Source organism: Kitasatospora cheerisanensis KCTC 2395 (assembly GCF_000696185.1).
In the GTDB taxonomy this organism is placed as follows: Bacteria; Actinomycetota; Actinomycetes; order Streptomycetales; family Streptomycetaceae; genus Kitasatospora; species Kitasatospora cheerisanensis.
Genome location: NZ_KK853997.1, coordinates 7904871 through 7923758, shown reverse-complemented (window position 1 = coordinate 7923758; position 18888 = coordinate 7904871). Strand labels below are relative to the sequence as shown.

General features: G+C 75.8%; 15 protein-coding genes and 2 pseudogenes. 14 read left to right on the top strand and 3 right to left on the bottom strand.

Annotated features, from left to right (window positions below; genetic code table 11):
- The 7 genes from KCH_RS35605 to KCH_RS35575 form a co-directional block, all read left to right on the top strand.
- Window positions 1–237 (top strand): hypothetical protein (locus tag KCH_RS35605; RefSeq protein WP_035870223.1); only part of this gene is annotated, 237 nt, incomplete at its 5' end.
- Between the two features lie 85 nt (window positions 238–322).
- Window positions 323–1363 (top strand): hypothetical protein, encoded by a 1041-nt coding sequence (locus KCH_RS46925; protein ID WP_341865463.1) that lies wholly within the window; start codon window positions 323–325, stop codon window positions 1361–1363.
- On the top strand, window positions 1363–1974 hold the full coding sequence (locus KCH_RS35595; protein WP_051653817.1) for a hypothetical protein: 612 nt from the start codon (window positions 1363–1365) through the stop codon (window positions 1972–1974). The genes KCH_RS46925 and KCH_RS35595 overlap by 1 nt, the downstream gene beginning before the upstream one ends.
- 69 nt (window positions 1975–2043) lie before the next feature.
- Window positions 2044–4323 (top strand): putative T7SS-secreted protein, encoded by a 2280-nt coding sequence (locus KCH_RS35590; RefSeq protein ID WP_035870221.1) that lies wholly within the window; start codon window positions 2044–2046, stop codon window positions 4321–4323.
- Between the two features lie 1821 nt (window positions 4324–6144).
- On the top strand, window positions 6145–6645 hold the full coding sequence (locus tag KCH_RS35585) for a hypothetical protein (RefSeq protein ID WP_167574184.1): 501 nt from the start codon (window positions 6145–6147) through the stop codon (window positions 6643–6645).
- Window positions 6645–6911, top strand: coding sequence for a WD40 repeat domain-containing protein (locus tag KCH_RS35580; RefSeq protein ID WP_035870215.1), 267 nt, complete (start codon window positions 6645–6647; stop codon window positions 6909–6911). Before KCH_RS35585 ends, KCH_RS35580 begins: the two co-directional genes overlap by 1 nt.
- Window positions 6911–7105, top strand: coding sequence for a hypothetical protein (locus tag KCH_RS35575; protein ID WP_035870212.1), 195 nt, complete (start codon window positions 6911–6913; stop codon window positions 7103–7105). Before KCH_RS35580 ends, KCH_RS35575 begins: the two co-directional genes overlap by 1 nt.
- A gap of 7 nt (window positions 7106–7112) precedes the next feature.
- Here KCH_RS35575 and KCH_RS35570 read toward each other — a convergent pair whose 3' ends face one another.
- Both KCH_RS35570 and KCH_RS35565 read right to left on the bottom strand, forming a co-directional pair.
- A complete protein-coding gene (locus KCH_RS35570; RefSeq protein ID WP_035870209.1) occupies window positions 7113–7877 on the bottom strand; it encodes a sporulation protein in 765 nt (254 codons plus the stop codon).
- A 160-nt stretch (window positions 7878–8037) separates the two neighbouring features.
- Complete coding sequence (locus KCH_RS35565; RefSeq protein ID WP_035870206.1) at window positions 8038–8727, bottom strand: SDR family oxidoreductase; 690 nt, start codon at window positions 8725–8727, stop codon at window positions 8038–8040.
- Between the two features lie 740 nt (window positions 8728–9467).
- On the opposite strand from KCH_RS35565, the gene lanKC reads away from it, so the two are divergent.
- From lanKC to KCH_RS35540, 7 genes and pseudogenes are all read left to right on the top strand, one after another.
- Window positions 9468–12029, top strand: coding sequence for a class III lanthionine synthetase LanKC (gene lanKC / locus KCH_RS35560; protein WP_035870202.1), 2562 nt, complete (start codon window positions 9468–9470; stop codon window positions 12027–12029).
- A 127-nt stretch (window positions 12030–12156) separates the two neighbouring features.
- Window positions 12157–12282: a SapB/AmfS family lanthipeptide gene (locus tag KCH_RS42000; RefSeq protein WP_157032335.1), complete on the top strand. Its 126-nt coding sequence runs from the start codon at window positions 12157–12159 to the stop codon at window positions 12280–12282.
- A gap of 106 nt (window positions 12283–12388) precedes the next feature.
- Window positions 12389–13660 carry an ABC transporter ATP-binding protein gene (locus KCH_RS35555; RefSeq protein ID WP_051653816.1) on the top strand — a complete coding sequence of 424 codons (1272 nt, stop codon included), beginning with the start codon at window positions 12389–12391 and terminating at the stop codon, window positions 13658–13660.
- A pseudogene (locus KCH_RS47565) lies at window positions 13591–13773 on the top strand (ATP-binding cassette domain-containing protein); the annotation flags it as partial. The gene KCH_RS35555 and the pseudogene KCH_RS47565, both read left to right, overlap by 70 nt.
- 689 nt (window positions 13774–14462) lie before the next feature.
- Window positions 14463–15872 (top strand): ATP-binding cassette domain-containing protein, encoded by a 1410-nt coding sequence (locus KCH_RS35550; protein ID WP_157032334.1) that lies wholly within the window; start codon window positions 14463–14465, stop codon window positions 15870–15872.
- Window positions 15873–16008: 136 nt separating this feature from the next.
- Window positions 16009–16802 (top strand): annotated as a pseudogene (locus KCH_RS47560) (DUF1206 domain-containing protein).
- A 46-nt stretch (window positions 16803–16848) separates the two neighbouring features.
- Window positions 16849–17511 (top strand): response regulator transcription factor, encoded by a 663-nt coding sequence (locus tag KCH_RS35540; protein ID WP_035870199.1) that lies wholly within the window; start codon window positions 16849–16851, stop codon window positions 17509–17511.
- 159 nt (window positions 17512–17670) lie between these two features.
- On the opposite strand, the gene KCH_RS35535 is transcribed toward KCH_RS35540, so the two are convergent.
- Window positions 17671–18873, bottom strand: coding sequence for a sensor histidine kinase (locus tag KCH_RS35535; RefSeq protein WP_035870196.1), 1203 nt, complete (start codon window positions 18871–18873; stop codon window positions 17671–17673).
- Window positions 18874–18888: the final 15 nt, after the last annotated feature.

The following is an 18888-nucleotide window of genomic DNA, read 5'->3' as shown; positions in this document are numbered from 1 at the left end:
CTGAGCCTGGGGCAGGTGGTCCCGGTGCTGCTGTTCGGGCGCAGGCCGCTGATGCGCGGCGAGCGCCCGCCGTCCCTCGGGCTGTGGGTCGCGGGCTCGCTGCTCGTCCCGCTCGGCTGCACGGTCGGTCTCGTCGCCCCGCCCCACCGCGCGTCCTGGCCGGTCGCCCCGGCCGTCATGCTGCTCGGCCTCGGCCTGATCGACCGGGCGTACCGCCGGCCCCGCGCCCGCTCCTGAGCGCTCGGTGGTGGAACCGGGGGCGGGGGCGACCGCGTCTGCGCTCCGGCACCGCGAAGATCGACTCGACGACCGGGGAGTGGGGATGGCACCGAACGAACGGGCGGCTGCGCGGCACTGGCACCTGTACGGCGCCGCTGCCGCGGCCTCGGCCGTCGTGCCGTGGGTGTTCTTCCGGGCGGCCCGCCTCGCGGACTGGCGGGTGCGGCACCCGGTGATCGATCCCGAGGACGACTCCCCCGGCCTCGCTTCGAACATGGGGAACGTGCTGGCCGCGCCGCTGTTCGGGCTGGCCGTGCTGGTCTGCCTGGCCCTCCCCGTGGCCTGGGGTTTCGCGGCGTTCCGGGCCCTGGCGGGCCGGACGGCGGGGCGACTGCCGTCGGTCGCGGCGACCTCGCAGGGCGGTTCGCTGCTGCTCGCCGTGCCGGCCGCCCGTTCCCTGCCGCACGGCTGGTGGTGGGCCGCCGCGCTCCTCGCGGCCGCGCTGCTGGCGCTGCTCGCCGCCCGGCCCCGCGCCGGACCGACCGGACCGCGATCGCCTGACGGGCCGACCGGACCGCGATCGCCCGACGGAACGCCGTGCGGCCCAACCACCCGTGTACGACCGGCGGTTGAGCCGTGCGGTGGATCGCAGACCGACGACCGCCTCCGCATCACGCTAGGGTGTCCCAGTTGTGTCGGGGGGCGTACAGGGGGTGACGGCATGTCCAATGCCGGTCTGCTGCACCAGGTTCGGATGGTGCGGGCGGGGGTGGGGGATCCGCGGGCGATGGTCGCGGAGTTCCGGTCGAGTGCCGTGGTGGTGCCGCAGGACGCGGACGGGGCGCTGTGGGCGGGCGACGAGGGCGGGGTCCGGTGGATCCACGCGTTCACGGACGAGGCCGAGTTGGCGGCGTTCGCCGGGGCCCGGGGGTTCACGGGGTCGGAGATCCCGTACCTGACGGTGCTGGGTTCGCGGCTGCTGGACGTGGCGGTGCCGGCGGCGGGGGTGCCGTGCGGGGTGGCGCTGAACGCGGCCGGGGCGCAGCCGATGCTGTTCCCGCCGGTGCGCGGCGTGGTGCCTGACGCCTCGTCGGTCGACGCCAGGGCCGTGGCCGGGGCCGCGGCGGCCGGGGGCCGGTTCTGATGGCGGACCTCCAGGTCGACGCGCAGGCGCTGGAGTTGACGGCGAAGGGCATCAACGACTCGATCAAGGAGCTGGAGTCGGTCGGCTTCGCGGAGGGGGCGGGCGCGGGGCGCGGCTTCTCGCTGCTGGAGCTGACGGGCCTGGAGATCGGCGACCAGGGCTGCCGCAGCGCGTTCGAGGACTTCTGCGAGCGCTGGGCGCTGGTGGTGCGGGAGCTGGTGCAGGAGGGCAACGAGATCGCCGAGCGGCTGAACCTGTCCGCGGGCCTGTACCACGAGCAGGAGAAGTACCTGTCGGATTCGCTGAAGCTGGTGGTGAACTCGGCGATGGGCAATCCGAATCTGACGGGGGAGCAGGTCACCGCGCAGTCCTGGCGGCAGACGCTGTCGGACAACACCGTCAGCCAGATCGCGAACGCGGACTTCTCCGCGCAGTCGTTCCAGGCGGCGGCGGTCCATCAGCAGGCGTCCTGGGAGGGCCTGAAGGCCGACTTCGACCGCAACAGCGGCGCGGCCCGGGTGTTCGGGCCGGACGAGGAGGCCGCGAAGGCGGCGGAGGCCCGGCAGTCCGAACTGAACCGGCAGTACGAGCAGATGACCGGGGGCAAGTGACCGTGCCGGCCCAGGGGGCGGCCGGCACGGCGGGACGGGAGTGGACGCGGTGACGCAGGGGGGTCTGCGGTGGGTCTGATCGACGGGGTCTCGTCGTTCGTCGGCAAGGCCGTCGACTACGGCGCGCACGCGGTCGGCGGCACGCTCGACGCGATCGGCCTGGACGACTGGGGCCATGCGGTCGAGAAGTGGGGCGACGGGATCGCGGACGATCTCGGCGCGGCGGTCGGCGAGCGGAACCTCGGCGAGTCCGAGGATCCGAAGGAGCTGGTGCACGGCGACGTCAAGAAGCTCGGCGAGACCGTCGGGCACCTGCAGAAGTTCGCGGCGGCGTTCGGGACCACCGCGGACGGCCTGGGCCGGATGGACTCCGACCACTGGCAGGGCAGGGCCGCCGACGCGTTCCGCCGGAAGTTCGGCGACCATCCGACGAAGTGGCAGGTCACCGGCAAGGCCTGCGCGGACGCGGCGAAGGCCCTCGACTCGCTGTCCTCGACGGTGGAGTGGGCGCAGGGGCAGGCGCAGCGGGCGATCGACCTGTTCCGCGAGGCGCAGCGGGCGTCCGAGGACGCGCGGGCGCAGTACAGGCGGCAGGTCGACTCCTACAACCGGGACGTCCACGCGTACAACGACGCGGTGGGCCGCGGGCAGAGCCCGACGGCGCCGGCCCGTCCGGGCGAGTTCTCCGACCCGGGTGCGAGTGGTCGGGCCGAGGCCGCGCAACTCCTGGTGGCGGCGCGGCGGGGCCGGGACGAGGCGGCGCGGGCGGCGGAGGCGGCGCTGCGGGGGGCGACGGCGGCGGCGCCGAAGCGGGCCGGTTTCTGGCAGCAGATGGCGAACGACCTGACGGACGCCCCGCAGATCGCCGGGGTGTCGCTGCTGCACCTGGAGGTCGGCTTCGTCAAGGGCGGCGCGGACCTGGCGAAGTTCGTCCGCGGGGTGAACCCGATGGACCCGTACAACCTGACGCATCCCGCGCAGTACGCGGACCACGTCAGCCAGGTCGGCATCGGTCTGGCCCACACCACGATGCATCCGATGCAGTTGGTGGAGGCGCTGGTGGGCTCCGGCTGGGGCAGCGACCCCAGCGAGGCCGGCGGCAAGATGATCTTCAACATCCTCTCCGGCGTCGCCACCGGCGGCGCGGAGGGCGGCGCGCTGGTCGCGGAGCGCGTCGGCATCGACGCGCTGGAGAACGCGGCGAAGAACGAGGCGGTCCACGCCGCGGAGGACGGCGCGATCAACGCGGCCCGCCGCGCGGCGGCCCCCACCGAGTGGAAGCCCCAGCCGGTGGCGTACGAGATCCCGCCTGCCCCGGTCCCGTGGGAGGTCCGCAAGCCGTTCTACGCGGAGGCGGAGCCCGCGGCCGTTCCGCACCAGCCCGCGCCGCTCGCCCCGCACGAGCCGGCCGGCGGGGCCGACCCGTTCGGCACCCAGGTCCGCCACGAGCCGCCCGCCCAGCCGGTGCACGAAGCCCCGCCCTCGGCCCACGAGCCCGCCCCGCCTCAGGAACCGGCCCCGTCCCACGAGCCCGCACCGGAGCACCCGAACGAGCCTGGGCCGGAGAACAGGCCCGAGACGGGCCACGAGGGCGGCCACGACGGGACGGCCGACCACGACGGCGGTTCGGCGAAGGACGACGACGCGGCCCAGGCCGGCGGTCCCGACGACGCGGCCCCCGCCAAGCGGCCGGAGCCGCCGCTCCACATGAAGTCCTTCGAGCAGATCATGGAGGAGAACCGGCTCGCCCAGGAGATGGTGGACGCCCACCGCGCCGTCTCCCAGGACGCGCTGACCTTCCGTGACGGCAACCAGATCGACGAGGCCGCGATCCAGAAGTTCGGTGACGGCTGGCGCGAGGACGTGAGGAACCTGCCGGCCGAACAGCAGCACGCGATCGAGCAGTACACCTACGGCGCCACCGAGGACATCAACGGCTCGCTGCGCGGTCTCGTGCCGGAGACCCCCGAAACCGTAGAACTGATCAGGGGCCTCGACGAGGCGGTCGCCGCGCACCCGGTGCCCGAGGACATCATGATCTCCCGAGGCACCGACCTGGGCCACCTGCGCTTCGACAAGCCCGAGGACCTCCAGGGCCAGGTCTTCACGGAGAACGGCTTCATGTCGACCTCGCCCGGCGACCAACTCCCTGCCGCGTTCCAGGGCAAGGAGGCGATCATGCACCTGCGGGTCCCGGCCGGCACCAAGGCCCTCTGGGTCGAGGAGGCCGGAGCGTTCAAGGCCTCCGAGCAGGAGCTGCTGCTGGCACGCGGTCAGAAGTGGCGGGCCGACAAGGTCGTCGTGGACGCCAAGGGCAAGATCCACATCTACGGGGAGATCGTGCCGTGACAGAGACACCCCGCCTCCCCGAGACCGCCGAAGCCGACGACAGGGATACCGACATGCAGATCGTGGACGCCGGCCCGCCGCGCTACGCGGGCACCGCCACCGGACCGGTGACGTACTACCCGGTGCTGGACGAGGGCGACAGGCTGCACGGCTACCTGTGGTTCTCCGACGAGGAGAACGCCGCCAGTTTCGTGCCGCTGCTGGTCCGCAAGGATCTCAACGCCTACGGCTACTGGTTCGGCCGCCTGCGGGACGCGCGCGCGAGGGACCTGACACCGTCCCAGGCGTGCACCGCCCTCGGCACGGAGCCCTCGGACAGCTACCGCGGCCTGCCGGACCTCTCGGCAGCCGCCACCGCCGAATCCCTCGCGGAGGTCGAACGCCTGGGCGAGGCGGGCTGGGTGCCGCCGAAGGAACCGATCACGCCGGCCGCCTACCGTCCGTTCCCCGGCAACGCGGGCCGCTCCTCCACCGAGCGTGCCCGGCACGGCGACTGGCTGTTCGAGACCGACAAGAACAACCCGGATGCGGTGGACGGCGGATGGCAGTTGGACCCCTGGGGGAAGCCGGTGCGGTACTGGCCGAACCCCCGCCGCGGCGCGCCCGCCGAGCAGCCCCCGCCGGGGCCGTCACTGCGCCGCTGCCGCCGCTGCACGCCGGCCGGCGGCCGGCCGGGCGGGCGCTGCTCGGGTGGCTCGGCGATCCGCAGGCGCCGCGGCTGTGCCGGGTGGCGGGTCGAGCGGCAGCGGCCGCACGCACCTGCTGCGCTGGCTCGCTGCCGCCTGCCCGCCCGACAACCCCCGCACCGACCGCCGCGTCCATGTCCAGCTGGACGCCGAGGGTCTCACCGCCGACAGCTTCGTCTGGACCCTCGCCCGCGGGCTCGGGACGACAGCAGCCGACGCGCACGAGCTCATCGAGACGTTCACCGACGGCACGCCCCGGGTGCTGGTCGTCACCGGCCTCGACCGCGCGGGCGCCGGCCTGGTCCCGGACGCCCCGCAGCGCATCGCCGAGAAGGTGCTGCGGCCGCTGCTCACCGTGCCCTGGCTGCGGATCGTCGTCGAATGCGCCACCGGCACGCCCGCCGCCGAGGCGCTCGACGTCCCCTCTGCCGTCCTCGACCTGGACCGGCCGCAGTGGACCGACCCCGACGCCTACGCCCAGTGGTGCGCATCGCTGGCACACCATCAACTCCCCGCCGCCGCGCTCTACCCGTCCCCCGCGCTCGCCCTGCTCGCCGCCCGCACCGCCCCGGCGCGCCCGTCGACCCCGCCGCCGGCCCGCGCAGAAGGCCGAGACGCTCGCCGAGGCCTGGTGGGCCTCCCTGCCCGAGACGACCCGCGCGCCGATCATCGCGCTGGCTGCCGCGGGCGACGCCGTCGACACCGACCTGTGGAACGCGCTGCCGAACACGGGCGGGCCGTCGGCCGTCGGGGAAGCGGAGGCCTTCGTCCTTCCGTCCGAGGACGGCGGTCGGCTACGGGTCTGGCCCCACACCTTCGCCGAACGGCTCGCCCACTGGGGCCCCGACCACGCAACACTTCGTCAGTCCCTGTTCCCCACCGCCCCGGGGCCGCACGATGCCGCCCGGCTCGGACTCGTCCTGCGGCACGCCGCACGTACCGGCGCCCCGGTCGCCGACCTGCTCTCCGACCCGAACGTCCTCGTGCACGCGGACCCGGCGGCCGTCACCGCCGCGGTCACCAGCTTCGCCAAGGCGTACCAGGACGCGACCTCGCGGACTCGGCTGCGCACGGGTCCGCTCGCCACCGTGACCCCGGATCTGGAAGGCGAGCCGCGACGGCGGCTGATCGAGGCGTGGTGGCTGGCCGGACCGGTGGTGGCGGCGACCGGCGCCCTCGGGTGCGGGCGTCGGCGCTGCACACCTGGCTGGCCGGCGCCGAGGACCCGGCGCTCGCCGACCTGGCGGAGCGGTTTGCGCTGATGGCCGGTCACACCTGGCGGGCTCGCTGGTCGTTCGGGCGCCGCATGGAGCCGGTGTACCTGCTGGCCGCCGGCCACGGCCCCGACCTGGACGGCCTGCTGATGGTCGGCGTCGGCCGCTCGGTGTACGCCCTGGAGCTCGCGGACGGGTCGCTGTCGAAGCGGGTCCGCCGGATCGTGCTCGACGACCCGTCGACGGTCGCCCTGGCCTGGGGACATGACGGCAGCGCCCACGCGCTCCAGCGTGACGGGTCCGTCAACTCCATCATCCCGGACGACAATTCCCGCACGGCCACGAACGCCCTGGTCCGGCTGCGCGAGTCACTCGAGCACGGGGCCACCGCGATGGGCTCCTCCGGCCGGCCCGCCCGGTGATGGTGCTGGGCGACGAGAACGGGTACGTGCACGCGATCCCCGCGATCGACACCGGCGAACCACGCCGCGCGGACACCCAGTTCCACCAAGGGCCGGTCACCGCCGTGGACGTCGCCGGCTACGAGAACGAGCACCTCGTCATCTCCGGCGGCGCCGACGGCACCGTCTGGACCTGGATGCCCGACCGCTACCCCCTCAAGGAGCCGGTCCTCGCCCGCGACCGCCCGTCACCGCCGTCGCGGTCGCCACCACCCCCAACGGCCTGATGTACGCCGCTGCCTGGGAGGACGGCCCGATCCGCGTCGTCCTCCTGGGCGCCGAACGCGTCACCCTCGACCTGCACTTCGGCACCCGCGCGGTCGGCCTCGTCATCACCGACACCGGCCGCCTCTGCGTGGCGACCCGCACCGGCGTCCTCGGCATCGATCTGGCCGAGGCAGCCGGCCCCGCGGGTTCCTGACCGGGCGTCAGTGGCCCAGCACGCCGCGGATCCAACCGTCCACCGTGCCGGTCAGGTCGTACTGGCCGGAGGCGTGGTCGAGGGCGAAGGTGCGGACGGAGTCGCCGCTGTGGAAGAGGCCGCGCTTGTCGAACTCGAGGACCACCTCGACCTGGTGGGGCGAGGTGACGAAGGAGAGTTCGATCTCGTTGCAGCGGTGGGCGAACTGCGGGGCCGCCTTGTACTCGATCTCCTGGTAGAAGGGGAAGGTCTGGCCGGTGCCGTGGATGCGGCCGGCTTCGAGGTCGGCGCGGTGGAAGTGGAAGCCGAGCGCGGCCAGGGCTTCCAGGACGCGCTGCTGCACGGGCAGCGGCTCGACGGCGAGCGGGTCGGTGTCGCCGCGGTCCAGCTGGCCGGCGATGTCCACGTCGGTGCGGACGCCGGGCACCATGCCGGACAGGTGGTGGCCGCCGATCGCGGTGAGCGGGGTCTCCCACGGCACGGGGAAGGCGAACGGGACGGCGCGCTGCTCGCCGGCGGCCAGCCGCAGCGGGCCGCAGACCTGGACGCGGGCGAACTCCTTGGTGGTGTGGCTCTCGCCGTCCTCGTGTTCGACCTCGACCCGGGCGGCCAGGCAGAGCGTGATGCCGTTGATCTCGGCCTCGCGGTCGCCGCCGACCAGGTTGACCTGGCCGTGCACGGTGCCGCCGGGCCGGACGGTCGGCGTGGACAGCACGGTGTCGACGGTGGGTCCGCCGATGCCCAGGGCGCCGAGAAGCCGCTTGAACACCATCCGGGGGCACTCCTCTGAGAGTCGGTTGCGCGAGCGCCCCGATCGTACTTTGCCTGTGCTTTGCCTCCGGAGGGAGGTCGCCCGCCAAACGGCATGACGCTCCCTCAGAACCGCCGGCGGGCCCGGCGGTCCCCGGCGTCGAGGCGCAGGGCGGGGGCCGTCAGCCGCCGGGCCGGAGCATCAGGTCGCTCATCGTTCCGTCGTGCGGGTGGTCGAGGACGGTGGCGAGCGCGGAGGCGACCGATTGCGGGGTCAGGCAGACGCTCGGGTCGAACTCGAGCTGGAAGCGGGCGTGCAGGCGGCGTTGCATGGGGGTGTCGACCTCGCCGGGGTAGACGGTGGTGACGCGGACCCGGTGCGGGTGCTCCTCGGCGCGGAGGGATTCGGCGAGGGCCTTGAGGGCGAACTTGGAGGCCGCGTACGCCCCGAGGCCGGGCGGGGCGTGCAGGCCGGCGCCGGAGTTCATGAAGACGACGTGGCCGTGGGCGGCGCGCAGTGCGGGCAGCAGCAGGCGGGTGAGTTCGGCGGGGGCGAGCAGGTTGACGGTGAGGGTGCGGTCCCACAGTTCGTGGTCGCTGTCGCCGACCGGGCCCCAGTCGGCGACGCCCGCGACGTGCAGCAGGGAGTCGAGCCGGGCCGGGGCGTCCGGGCCGGCGAGCGCCGCGGCCAGGGCGGCGGGTTCGGCGAGGTCCGCGACGACGGTGCGGCAGGTGGGGAACTGTTCGCGCAGCCGGTCTGCGGTGTGTTGGTCGCGGGCCAGCAGCCAGAGTCGGTCGCCGCGGGCGGTGAGGAGTTCGGCGGTGGCCGCGCCGATTCCGGAGCCGGCGCCGGTGAGGAAGTGTGTCGCCATGCGGGGGTTGCTACCCGGGTGCGGCGTTCCGGAAGACCGACAATCGGAATTCCCCGGCCCCGGCGGGGGCGCGGTGGACAAGGTGGGGCGCGCACAGCAGCAAGCGCGCCGGGGGCGCGTAGCTGGGACGATGTCCGGGCCGGTGGGCGCGCGCGGTGGTGGGAGCACGCCCTCGATGCCCGTGGCGCGCCGGTCGGGTACCGGACAGCGGCTGCCGGGCGGAGGCTCGGCAACCGGACTCGTGCGCTCCGACGTTGTGCCGAGGTGCGACCCCGGGACGGCGGGTGCGGCGCGGGCGACGGTGGGCCGGCGGCGCGGGCCGCGCGGGGGAATCCGCGCTGGCCGGGTGCCGCGAGCGGCGGGTGCGGGCCGGCGCCGGTGCCGACGGTCCGTCAGGAAAAGCCCGGGTAAAGGGAGCGCCGGGCGCTGCCGGGCGTGCTCCCGGTGTGCGCCCGCAGATTCCGGCCAACCCTCGCCGAGGCCCTTTCGACGGCCGCGCCGGCCCTTGCAGACTCTCGGTGGCAGTCAGCCGATCTCACAATCGGTCCGGCTCAGCCGTCCCCCGTGCCGCGTCGCTCCGGCTCCGTCCGTGCTGCTGCGGCTCCACCCCGCCCGTGCCGCTGCGGCTCCGTCCGTGCTGCGCCGGCCCGACCCGGCCCGTGCCGCGCTCCGGCAGCTCGAACGCCGTCCGCCGCACGGACCCGATCCCCCTCCCCCGCGACGCGCCATGGAGCGATCCGATGGACATGCGCTACGAGGCGTACTCCTACGCCGATCCGGTCTTCTACGACTCCCCGGTCCAGTGGGCGGCCCGCGACGAGTTCCCGGCGGCCACCGAAGCCGCGCCGAACGGCTGGGTGCGCAGCCTGCGCGAGGTGTGGGTGGGCTACCGGCCCGTCGACCCGCCGCTGCCGGAGCAGGGCTGGAAGGTCCACGTGTCGGCCTGCATGGACAACGCGCCGTGGATCCTGGACGTGGTGCGGGCGCACTGCTTCGAGCACGGGGTGGCGTTCAAGTTCCTGCGCAGTCCGGCGCTGGTGCAGACGCAGAACGCCAAGTACGCCTCGCGCGGCTCCAGCGGGAAGTTCATGACGCTGTACCCGGCCGACGAGGCGCAGTTGGAGCGATGTCTCACCGGCCTCGACGAGGCCCTGGCGGGCGCGCCCGGCCCGTACGTCCTGAGCGATCTGCGCTGGCGGAGCGGCCCGCTGTACCTGCGCTACGGGGCGTTCACCGAGCAGTGGTGCCGCAACGCGGAGGGCGAGTTGGTGCTGGCGCTGCGCGAGCCGTCGGGGGTGCTGCGGCCGGACGTGCGGCGGGCGGCGTTCGAACTCCCGGAGTGGGCGCCGGTGCCGGCGGTGCTGGCGGAGACGGTGGCGGGGGCGGGCCGCAGCAGTGTCGGCGAGTTCCCGTTCACGGTGGAGCGGGCGCTGCACTTCTCCAACGGCGGCGGCATCTACCTGGCGCGGCCGGCGGACGGCGGCGAGCGGGTCGTCCTGAAGGAGGGCCGCCCGTACGCGGGCCTGGACCAGCGCGGCGAGGACGCCGTGCAGCGACTGGCGCGCGAGCAGCGGATCCTGGAGGCGCTGGCCGGTCTGGACGCGGTGCCGGCGGTGCTCGGCGAGTTCACGGCGTGGGAGCACCGGTTCCTGGTGCAGGAGTACGTGGAGGGCGAGGGGCTGCACCACTGGTTCGGCCGGCGCTTCCCGCTGGTGCATCCGGACGCGGACGAGGCGGCGGTGGCCGCCTACCGCGAGGAGGCGACGGCGGTGCTGGACGCGGTGGAACGGGCGCTGCGCGCCATCCACGGCCGCGGCATCGTCTTCGGGGACCTGCACCCGCGCAACCTGATCGTCCGCGAGGACGGCTCGGTGGTCTTCGTCGACTTCGAACTCGCCTCGCCGGTCGAGGAGTTCGTCCGGCCGGCGCTGGGGGCGGCCGGGTTCGCGGCGCCGGCCGGACTGACCGGATTCGCGGTGGACGAGCACGCCCTGCGGGCGCTGCGGCTGTGGGCGTTCCTGCCGCTGCTGCCGCTGACGGTGCTTCACCCGGCGAAGGGCGCGACGCTGGCCCGGTCGGCCCGCAAGCGCTTCGAACTGCCGGACGGGTTCCTGCCCGAGCACGAGGACGCGGCGCCGGCCGGCGCCGGCCGCACCGGGCCCGACCGCACGCAGCAGCACGCCGCCGAGCAGGAGCAACTGGCGGCCGTGGAGGGCCTGTTCGGCGAGGGCCGGGAGGGCTGGCCCGGGCTGCGGGACGGGCTGGTGGCGGCGATCGCCGCGAGTGCCACGCCCGACCGCGCCGACCGGCTGTTCCCGGGCGACCCCGCCCAGTTCACCCACGACGGCCTGGGCCTGTCCTACGGCGCGGCGGGTGTCCTGTGGGCGCTGCACACGGTGGGCGCGGAGCTCGATCCGCGGTACGTGCGCTGGCTGTTGGACGCGGTGGAGCGGCAGCCGGCCCGGCCCGGGCTGTTCGTCGGCGGGCACGGCACCGCCTGGGTGCTGGACCGCCTCGGGCACCGCGAGCCCGCTCTGGAACTGCTGCGCCGCCTGGACAAGGACGACGCGCACGGCGCCGGCCCGGACCTGTCGGCGGGGCTGGCGGGCATCGGCCTGGCCCGCCTGCACTTCGCCCGCGCCACCGGCGATCGCGGTCTGCTGGCCGCGGCGGCCGACAGCGCGGACCGGGCGGTCGCCGCCCTCCGGCTGGGCGGTCCCGCGCCGGCCGTCGCCCGGCCCGGGCTGCTGCACGGGGCGAGCGGCACCGCGCTGCTGCTGCTCCGCCTGTTCGAGGAGTGCGCCGATCCGGCCCTGCTGGACCTCGCCCGGGCGGCCCTGGACCGGGACCTGGAGCGGTGCGTCGTCGCCGAGGACGGCACCCTCCAGGTGGACGACGGCAGCCGGGTGCTGCCGTACCTGGAGTCCGGCAGCGCGGGCATCGCCGCGGTCGGGCAGGCCCTGCTGCGGCACCGTCCCGACCCGGAGCTGGCCGAGCGGCTGGCGCTGGTCCGGGCGGCCGCCGAGCCGGAGTTCATCGTGCAGCCGGGCCTGTTCAACGGCCGGGCCGGCCTGATCGCGCTGCTGGCGCTGGACGCCGGGCCGGAGGACGACCTGATCGACCGTCATGTCCGCCGCCTGGCCTGGCACGTGCTGCCGTACCGGGGCCGGCCGGCCTTCCCCGGCGAGCAGTTGCTGCGCCTGTCGATGGACCTGGCGACCGGCACCGCCGGCGTGCTGACGGCGCTGGCCTCGGTGTACGACCGCACCCCGCCGATGCCGTTCTGGCCGGCCGACAGCTGAACCACCCCCTGGGACGCGGGACTTGACGCCCGCTCCGCCACCCGTCGCGGCCGGGTCATGCCGCCCCACGAGTTCCGGCATCCGCCGGAAGCACCAGCACCACCCGAGTTCCGAAAAGGAGACTGTCATGGCGATCCTCGACCTGCAGGCGCTGGAGACCCCCGAGGAGCCCACCGAGTACCGCTCGGTCCTCAGCTCCCTGAGCGTCGTGAACTGCACCAACAGCACCGTCAGCACCCTGCTCTGTCTCTGAGCACCCCGGCCGGCCGTGCGCCCCTCGGCGCACGGCCGGCCTCCTCGCGTCCGCGCCGCCCCGGCCGCGGCCCCGTCCGCACCACGGCACCACCCCGGGAGCGCCCGTGCCCAGCACTCCGCCCGCCCGCGCCTCCGCGCTGCGGACCGTCCTGGCCCTGAAGCGGCCGTGGACGTTCACCCTCGCCCTGTCCGTCGCCGCCGGCACCGCCTGCACGCTGCTGCTGCCCACGACCCTCGCCCGCGCCGTCGACCGGACCCTGGCGGGCGCGGGGCCCGCCGCCGGGGTCCCGCTGCTGGTCCTGGTCGCCGTCACCGCGGCCGCCCAGGCCACCGCGCAGTACGCCTCGCCCGGCGGGGCCGCCGCGGTGGGCGCGGCGCTGCGCGCGGCGATGATCCGGCGGATCGGCGCGGACGGCCCGGGCGCCGCCGGCCCGACGGCGGGCGACCTGGCGGCCCGGCTCACCGGCAGCGCCCCGCAGGCCGCGCTGGCCGGCCCGGCCGTGGTGCACACGGTGGCCCAACTGCTCACCGCCGCGGGCGCGGTGGCGGGGCTGTTCCTGCTGTCGCCGCGTCCGGCGCTGGCGTTCCTGGTGGCGGCCCCGGCCGGCTGGCTGCTGATCCGCCGTCAGGTCGGCCGGACGGCGGGGCACGGCGAGGCCTATCTCACCGCCCAGTCCGAGATCGCCTCCCGGCTGGTGGAGGCGCTGCACGGCAGTGCGTCGATCGCGGCGGCGGGCGCGCGGTCCGCCGAACTGGCCAGGGTGCTGCGGCCGCTGCCCGGCCTGTCCCGGCACGGCCACGCGCTCTGGCGCAGCCAGCGCGAAACCGCCTGGAAGGTCGGGCTGCTGGCCCCGGCCACGCAGGTCGCGGTGCTGGTCGCGGCGGGTGCGGAGCTCGCCGCCGGGCGGCTCTCCCCGGGCGGGCTGGCCGCGGCGCTGGCCTACAGCACGGTCGGGCTGGGCGGCTTCGGTGCGGCCCAGAGCCTGCTGGACCTGGCCCGGGCCCGGGCCGCCGCCGTCCGGGTCACCGAACTGCTGACCACCCCGTCGGCCGTCCCGGGCAGCTCCGAACTCCCGGCCGGAAAGGGCGCGTTGGAGTTCCGTGGCGTGGTGCTCGGCGGCGGCGGTACGGGCCCGCTGCTGGACCGCCTGGACCTGGCGGTGCCGGCCGGCTGCTGGGTGGCGGTGGTCGGTGCGGACGACGCCGCCGCCTCGGCCGTCACCGCGCTGGCCGCCGGCCTGCTCCGGCCCGAGCGGGCGAGGTGCGGCTCGACGGCGCCGAGCTCGCCGCGGTCCGCCCGGAGCAGCTGCGGGCGGCCGTCGCGGTGGCCTTCGCCGATCCCGTGCTGTACGGCCGGACGATCGCGGAGGCGCTGACGCTCGGTCGGGACGCCATCGGGGAGGCCGAGTTGACGGCCGCCGCGCGCGCCGTGGGCGCGGACGGATTCCTGCGCCGCCTCCCCTCCGGCTACCGCACGCCGCCTGCGGACGCGCCCTTCTCGGGCGGCGAACGCCAGCGGGTCGGCCTGGCCCGCGCCCTCTGCCGGCCGGCGCCCGCCTCCTCGTCCTGGACCACGCGACCGCGAGTCTGGACCCGCTCGCTGAGACCACCGTCCTCGCCGCCCTCCGCACCCACCCCGCCACCCGCCTGTGCGCCACCCGCAGCCCGGCCCTCGCCGCAGCCGCCGATCTCGTCGTCTGGCTCGACCACGGCCGCGTCCGCGACACCGCCCCCCACCACACCCTCTGCTTCTCCCCCGACTACCGCGCCCTCTTCTCCACCGCCCGTCCGGAGCAGCCTTCATGACGCCCCTTCACCCCACCGCTCCCACCCCGCTGCGCGGCGCCCTACGCCGCCTCGCCCCCGCAGGGGCCGCCCCATGACGCCTCCTCACCCCACCGCCCCGCGCGCCGCCCGCACCCTGCTCCGCGGCGCACTGACCGGCAGCCTCCCCCAACTCGTCCGACTCGCCGCCTGGACGGTGCTTTCGGCCGCTCCTGCGGCGCTCTCCGGGAAGGCCCTGGCTCTCGCCGTCGATCGCGGTTTCCTGGCGCACGATCTCCGGGCCGGGTGGGCCTGGCTGGGGCTGTTCGCCGTCGCGGCGACGGTCTCCGCGTGGGGCACCCGGAACGCCTACCGGCCGTTGGCGCGGATCGTGGAGCCGGCCGGGACCGGCTGTTGCGGGCGACGGCGGACGGCGCGTTGCGGCAGACGGCGGCGACCCGGCCGGATCCGGATGCGGCGGCCGTCGCGGTGGCCCGGATCACCCGGCAGGTGGAGGCGGTGCGGGACAGCCTGGCCGGGCAGTTGCAGCTGGTGTCGCACCTGGTGCTGACCCTGTTCGCCGTGGTGGCCGGCACGGCCGCGCTCGCGCCGGGCGCACTCGTCCCGGTCTGCGCGCCGCCGCTGCTCGCGGTCGCCGCCTTCGCGGCGCTCACGCCCCGGATGGCCCGTCGCCAGCGCGAGTTGTTCGCCACCGAGGAGCAGCTCACCGCCTCCGCGCTGCACACCGTGACGGCGCTGCGCGACCTGACCGCCTGCGGGGCCGAGCGGCTCGCGGTGGAGCGGGTGCTCGCCGATGTCGCGGCGAACGAGGCGGCGGGCCGGGGGCTGGCCCGGCTGGCGGCCGTCCGGCACCTGCTGGTCGCGCTGGGCGTGCACGGGCCGCTCGCGGTGCTGACGCTGAGCGCCCCCGCGCTGCTGCGGCACGGCATGTCGCCGGGTGCGCTGCTCGGTGCGCTCGCCTATCTGCTGGGCACGCTGGAGCCGGCGCTGCGGCTGCTGGTCCAGGGGCTCGGCCCGTCCTGGCTCCGTCTGACCGTCGCCGCCGAGCGCCTCGCCGGGACGGCCGCCACCGCCCCGCCCGAGGAGCCCGCCGCCGAACCCGCCGAGAACCCGTCGGCGGTCCCGGCGCAGCGGCGGACTCGCGCTCCGGCGCTGGAACTTCGCGGCGTCGACTACGCGTGGGGGGTCGGCGCCCAGCCGGTGCTCCGCGGTCTCGACCTGGTGCTCCGGGACGGCGAGAGCCTGGCCGTGGTGGGGCCGTCCGGCACCGGGAAGTCGACGCTCGCGGCGGTCGCGGCCGGGCTGCTGCGTCCGGACGCCGGTCGGGTCCTGCTGTCGGGAGCGCCCGCCGAGCGGCTCTCGCCCGCGGACCGTGCCGCCCGCCGGGTGTTCCTGCCGCAGCAGCCGTACCTGTTCTCCGGGACGCTCGCCGAGAACCTCGCCTGGCCGCATCCCGCCGTGCCCGCCGCTCGGCTGCGCGAGGCGCTGGCCGAGCTCGGCGCGGAGGCCCTGACGGACCGTCACGGCGGGCTCGCTGCCGCCGTCGGCCCGGCCGTCCTCTCCCCCGGCGAACGCCAACTGGTCGCGCTGGTCCGCGCGTATCTCAGCCCGGCCCCGCTGACCATCCTCGACGAGGCGACCAGCCACCTGGACGCGGCGGCCGAACTCCGCATCGACCGGGCGTTCCGCGCCCGCCCCGGCGCGCTGCTCACCATCACCCACCGCCCGGCCCAGGCCGACCGCGCCGATCACGTCCTGCGCCTCGACAACGCCGACTGGTCGCTCACCGGCCGCACGCCCTGACCCCCCTGACCGCCCTCCCCGGCATGCGGACGCGGATGCCGGGCAGACGGCCGCCGTCGCAGGAGCCGGGAAGCCGGGAAGCCGGGAAGCCGGAGAGCCGGGAAGCCGGAGAGCCGGGAGGCCGGAGAGCGGAGGGATGACGGTGCGGAAGTCGTACGCCGACGATTCGGTGCGGGCGGCGGGACGGGCCGGGTTCGTGGCGCGGGGTGCGGTGTACCTGCTGGTCGGGGCGCTGGCGTTGGGGATCGCGTTCGGCCGGGGCGGGGCGGAGGCGGACCGGCAGGGGGCGTTGCAGCGGATCGCCGAGCAGCCGTTCGGTTCGGTCCTGCTGTGGGTGCTGGCAGCCGGGTTCGCGGGGATGGCGCTGTGGCGGGCCTGGGCGGCGGCCTTCGGCGGGGCCGGGGTCCACGGCGCGGGCGGCCGGGCCGTGTCCGCGGGCGGGCCGCGTTCTACGGCTTCGTGTGCTGGGGAACGGCGGTCTGCGCGGCGGGCGGCCGGAGCGGCGCGGGCGGTGATGCCGCCTCCCGGGACTGGACGGCGGCCGCGCTGCGCCTGCCGGGCGGCCGCTATCTGGTGGGCGCGGCGGGGCTGGCCCTGCTGGGCGTGGGGGTCGGCGTCGCGGTGCGTGCGGTGCAGCGGCGGTTCCTGCGCAAGCTGGACACCGCGGCGATGCGTCCGCCCGTCCGAACGGCGGTGACGGCCACCGGCGTTGCGGGCAACGTGGCGCGCGGCGCGGTCTTCGCGGGGGCGGGCGTGTTCGTCGTGGTGGCGGCGGCCCGCTTCGATCCGGGGCGGGCGAAGGGCATGGACGACACGCTGCGGGCGTTCGCCGCGAGCGGCCCGGGGCCGTGGCTGCTGGTCGCGGTGGCCGCCGGGCTGGTGCTGTTCGGCGCGTTCTCCCTGTTCAGCGCGCGGTGGCGGCGGCTGTGACGGGCCGTCGGGCAGCCGGCCCGGGCGGGTGCGCCACAATGATCGAATGACTGGTGAGCGGCTGCGGGTGGTACTGGCGGAGGACTCGGCGATCCTTCGGGACGGGCTGGCGGAGCTGCTGACCGTACGCGGCCTGGAGGTGGCGGCCGCGGTCGCCACCGGCGAGGAACTGCTCGCGGCGGTCGCCGAGCACCGTCCGCGGGCCGCCGTGGTCGACGTCCGGATGCCGCCCACGCACACCGACGAGGGCGTGCGGGCGGCGCTGCGGATCCGTCAGGACTGGCCGGACGTCGGCGTCCTGGTGTTCTCCCAGCACCTGGAGACCTCCTGGGTGTCCCGCCTGCTGGCCGGCGGCGCGGCCGGCCTCGGCTACCTGCTGAAGGAACGGGTCTCCCGCACCTCGGAGTTCGTCGACGCCCTGCACCGGGTGGCCGAGGGCGGCACCGCGCTCGATCCCGAGGTCGTCACCCACCTGATGCGCGCCCGCCGCCGCACCGCCGTCGACGACCTGACGCCCCGCGAACGCGAGGTCCTGGCGCTGATGGCCGAGGGCCGCTCCAACCGCGCCGTCGCCCAGCGACTCTCCGTCTCCGAACGCGCGGTGGAGAAGCACGTGGCCGCGGTGTTCACCAAGTTCGACCTCCACGCCTCCCCCTCGGACAACCGGCGGGTCCTGGCAGTGCTGGCGTACCTCTCGGAGACCTCCTGACGGGCCGTCTCCTCGCCTCCGGACAAACCTGACCCGGGCCCGACGCAGCCCTGCGCCGACCGGAGCGCGGAGCCCTCGCGCGGGCCTGGGCGGCAGCGTCGCGCTCGCCCCGGCGGCGAGCACTCCAGCCCGCGCGGTCTCATGACGCGGCATCAACTGTCACAGCGTGAGCGGCAGTTCGACCGTTACGGCGGTCGGGCCGCCCGCCGGGCTGCTGATCCGGAGGGTGCCGTCGACGGCGGCGAGGCGGTCGGCGAGGCCGTGCAGACCGTGGCCGGGGGTGGTGTTGGCGGTGCCGCGGCCGTCGTCGTGGACGGTGAGGCGGGCGCGGGTGGCGGTGGCGGTGAGGGTGAGGGCCGCGGTCGTCGCCCCGCTGTGCTTGCTGATGTTGGTGAGGAGTTCGGCGGCGCAGTACCAGAGGGTCTGCTCGACGGATTCGTCCGGGCGCTGCGGGAGGTCGATCCGGACCTCCACGGGGACGGCGCAGCCGGCCGCGAGAGCGGTGAGCGCCTCGGGGAGGCCCGCGTCGAGACCGGTGGGGCGCAGGCCCTGGGTGAGGGCGCGGAGTTCGGCGATGGTCTCGTCGGTCTGGGTTCGGGCGCGGTCGAGCAGGGTGCGCAGGCGGGGGTCGGCGGCGGGGGTGAGGGTGTCGTCGGCCAGCGAGAGCGTGATGGCGAGGGCGACCAGGCGGGCCTGGGTGCCGTCGTGGAGGTCGCGTTCGAGGGCCCGGAGCCGTTCGGCGCCGGTGGTGAGCAGGGTGTGCCGGGCCGCTTCGAGGTCCTGGACGCGCTGCTGGTCGCGGGCCGGGCCGAGCAGGTGGCGGCCCAGCCGCCGGTTGGCGTCGGCGGCGAGCCGGATCAGCGGCGGGGTGAGGAGGAGGAGCGCGAGGCCGAGCAGCGGCGCGAGGAGGTCCAACGGGCCTGCGGGGTGCGGACCTTGTTCCAGCAGGCGCAGCCACAACGGGAAGCCGAGCAGCCAGCCGCAGGCCGCGGGCAGCAGCAGGACCCCGAGACCGAGGACGCCGAGCGGCAGCCGGAGCAGCAGGTAGCCGAGGGTGCGCCAGGCGACGGTGTCGGTGAGGGCGGCCCTGATCCGGGCGACCAGACCCCGCGGCCGGGCGGCCGGCCCGGGCACGGGAACGGACTCGCCGAGCAACCGGCCCGTCAGCCACCGGTGCGGCCGACCGAGTTCGCGTGCCCCGGCAAGCGCGAGCGCGGTGACCGGCAGCCCGACCACCGTCAACGAGAGCAACACCCCGGCGTACAGCGCGGCCAGCGCGTACGCCCCGCCCACCAGGGCCATCGGCACCCCCACCACCAGGAACCCCGCATCCCCGGCCCGCACCCGCCACCACCGCCGCACACCCTCTCCTTCCCC

What these genes read in the sequence shown, in the direction of transcription:
- KCH_RS46925 (WP_341865463.1), top strand. Translation starts at nt 323, where the DNA reads ATGGCACCGAACGAACGGGCGGCTGCGCGGCACTGGCACCTGTACGGC.
- KCH_RS35595 (WP_051653817.1), top strand. Translation starts at nt 1,363, where the DNA reads ATGGCGGACCTCCAGGTCGACGCGCAGGCGCTGGAGTTGACGGCGAAG.
- KCH_RS35580 (WP_035870215.1), top strand. Translation starts at nt 6,645, where the DNA reads ATGGTGCTGGGCGACGAGAACGGGTACGTGCACGCGATCCCCGCGATC.
- KCH_RS35575 (WP_035870212.1), top strand. Translation starts at nt 6,911, where the DNA reads ATGTACGCCGCTGCCTGGGAGGACGGCCCGATCCGCGTCGTCCTCCTG.
- KCH_RS35570 (WP_035870209.1), bottom strand. Translation starts at nt 7,877, where the DNA reads ATGGTGTTCAAGCGGCTTCTCGGCGCCCTGGGCATCGGCGGACCCACC.
- KCH_RS35565 (WP_035870206.1), bottom strand. Translation starts at nt 8,727, where the DNA reads ATGGCGACACACTTCCTCACCGGCGCCGGCTCCGGAATCGGCGCGGCC.
- lanKC (WP_035870202.1), top strand. Translation starts at nt 9,468, where the DNA reads ATGGACATGCGCTACGAGGCGTACTCCTACGCCGATCCGGTCTTCTAC.
- KCH_RS42000 (WP_157032335.1), top strand. Translation starts at nt 12,157, where the DNA reads ATGGCGATCCTCGACCTGCAGGCGCTGGAGACCCCCGAGGAGCCCACC.
- KCH_RS35540 (WP_035870199.1), top strand. Translation starts at nt 16,849, where the DNA reads ATGACTGGTGAGCGGCTGCGGGTGGTACTGGCGGAGGACTCGGCGATC.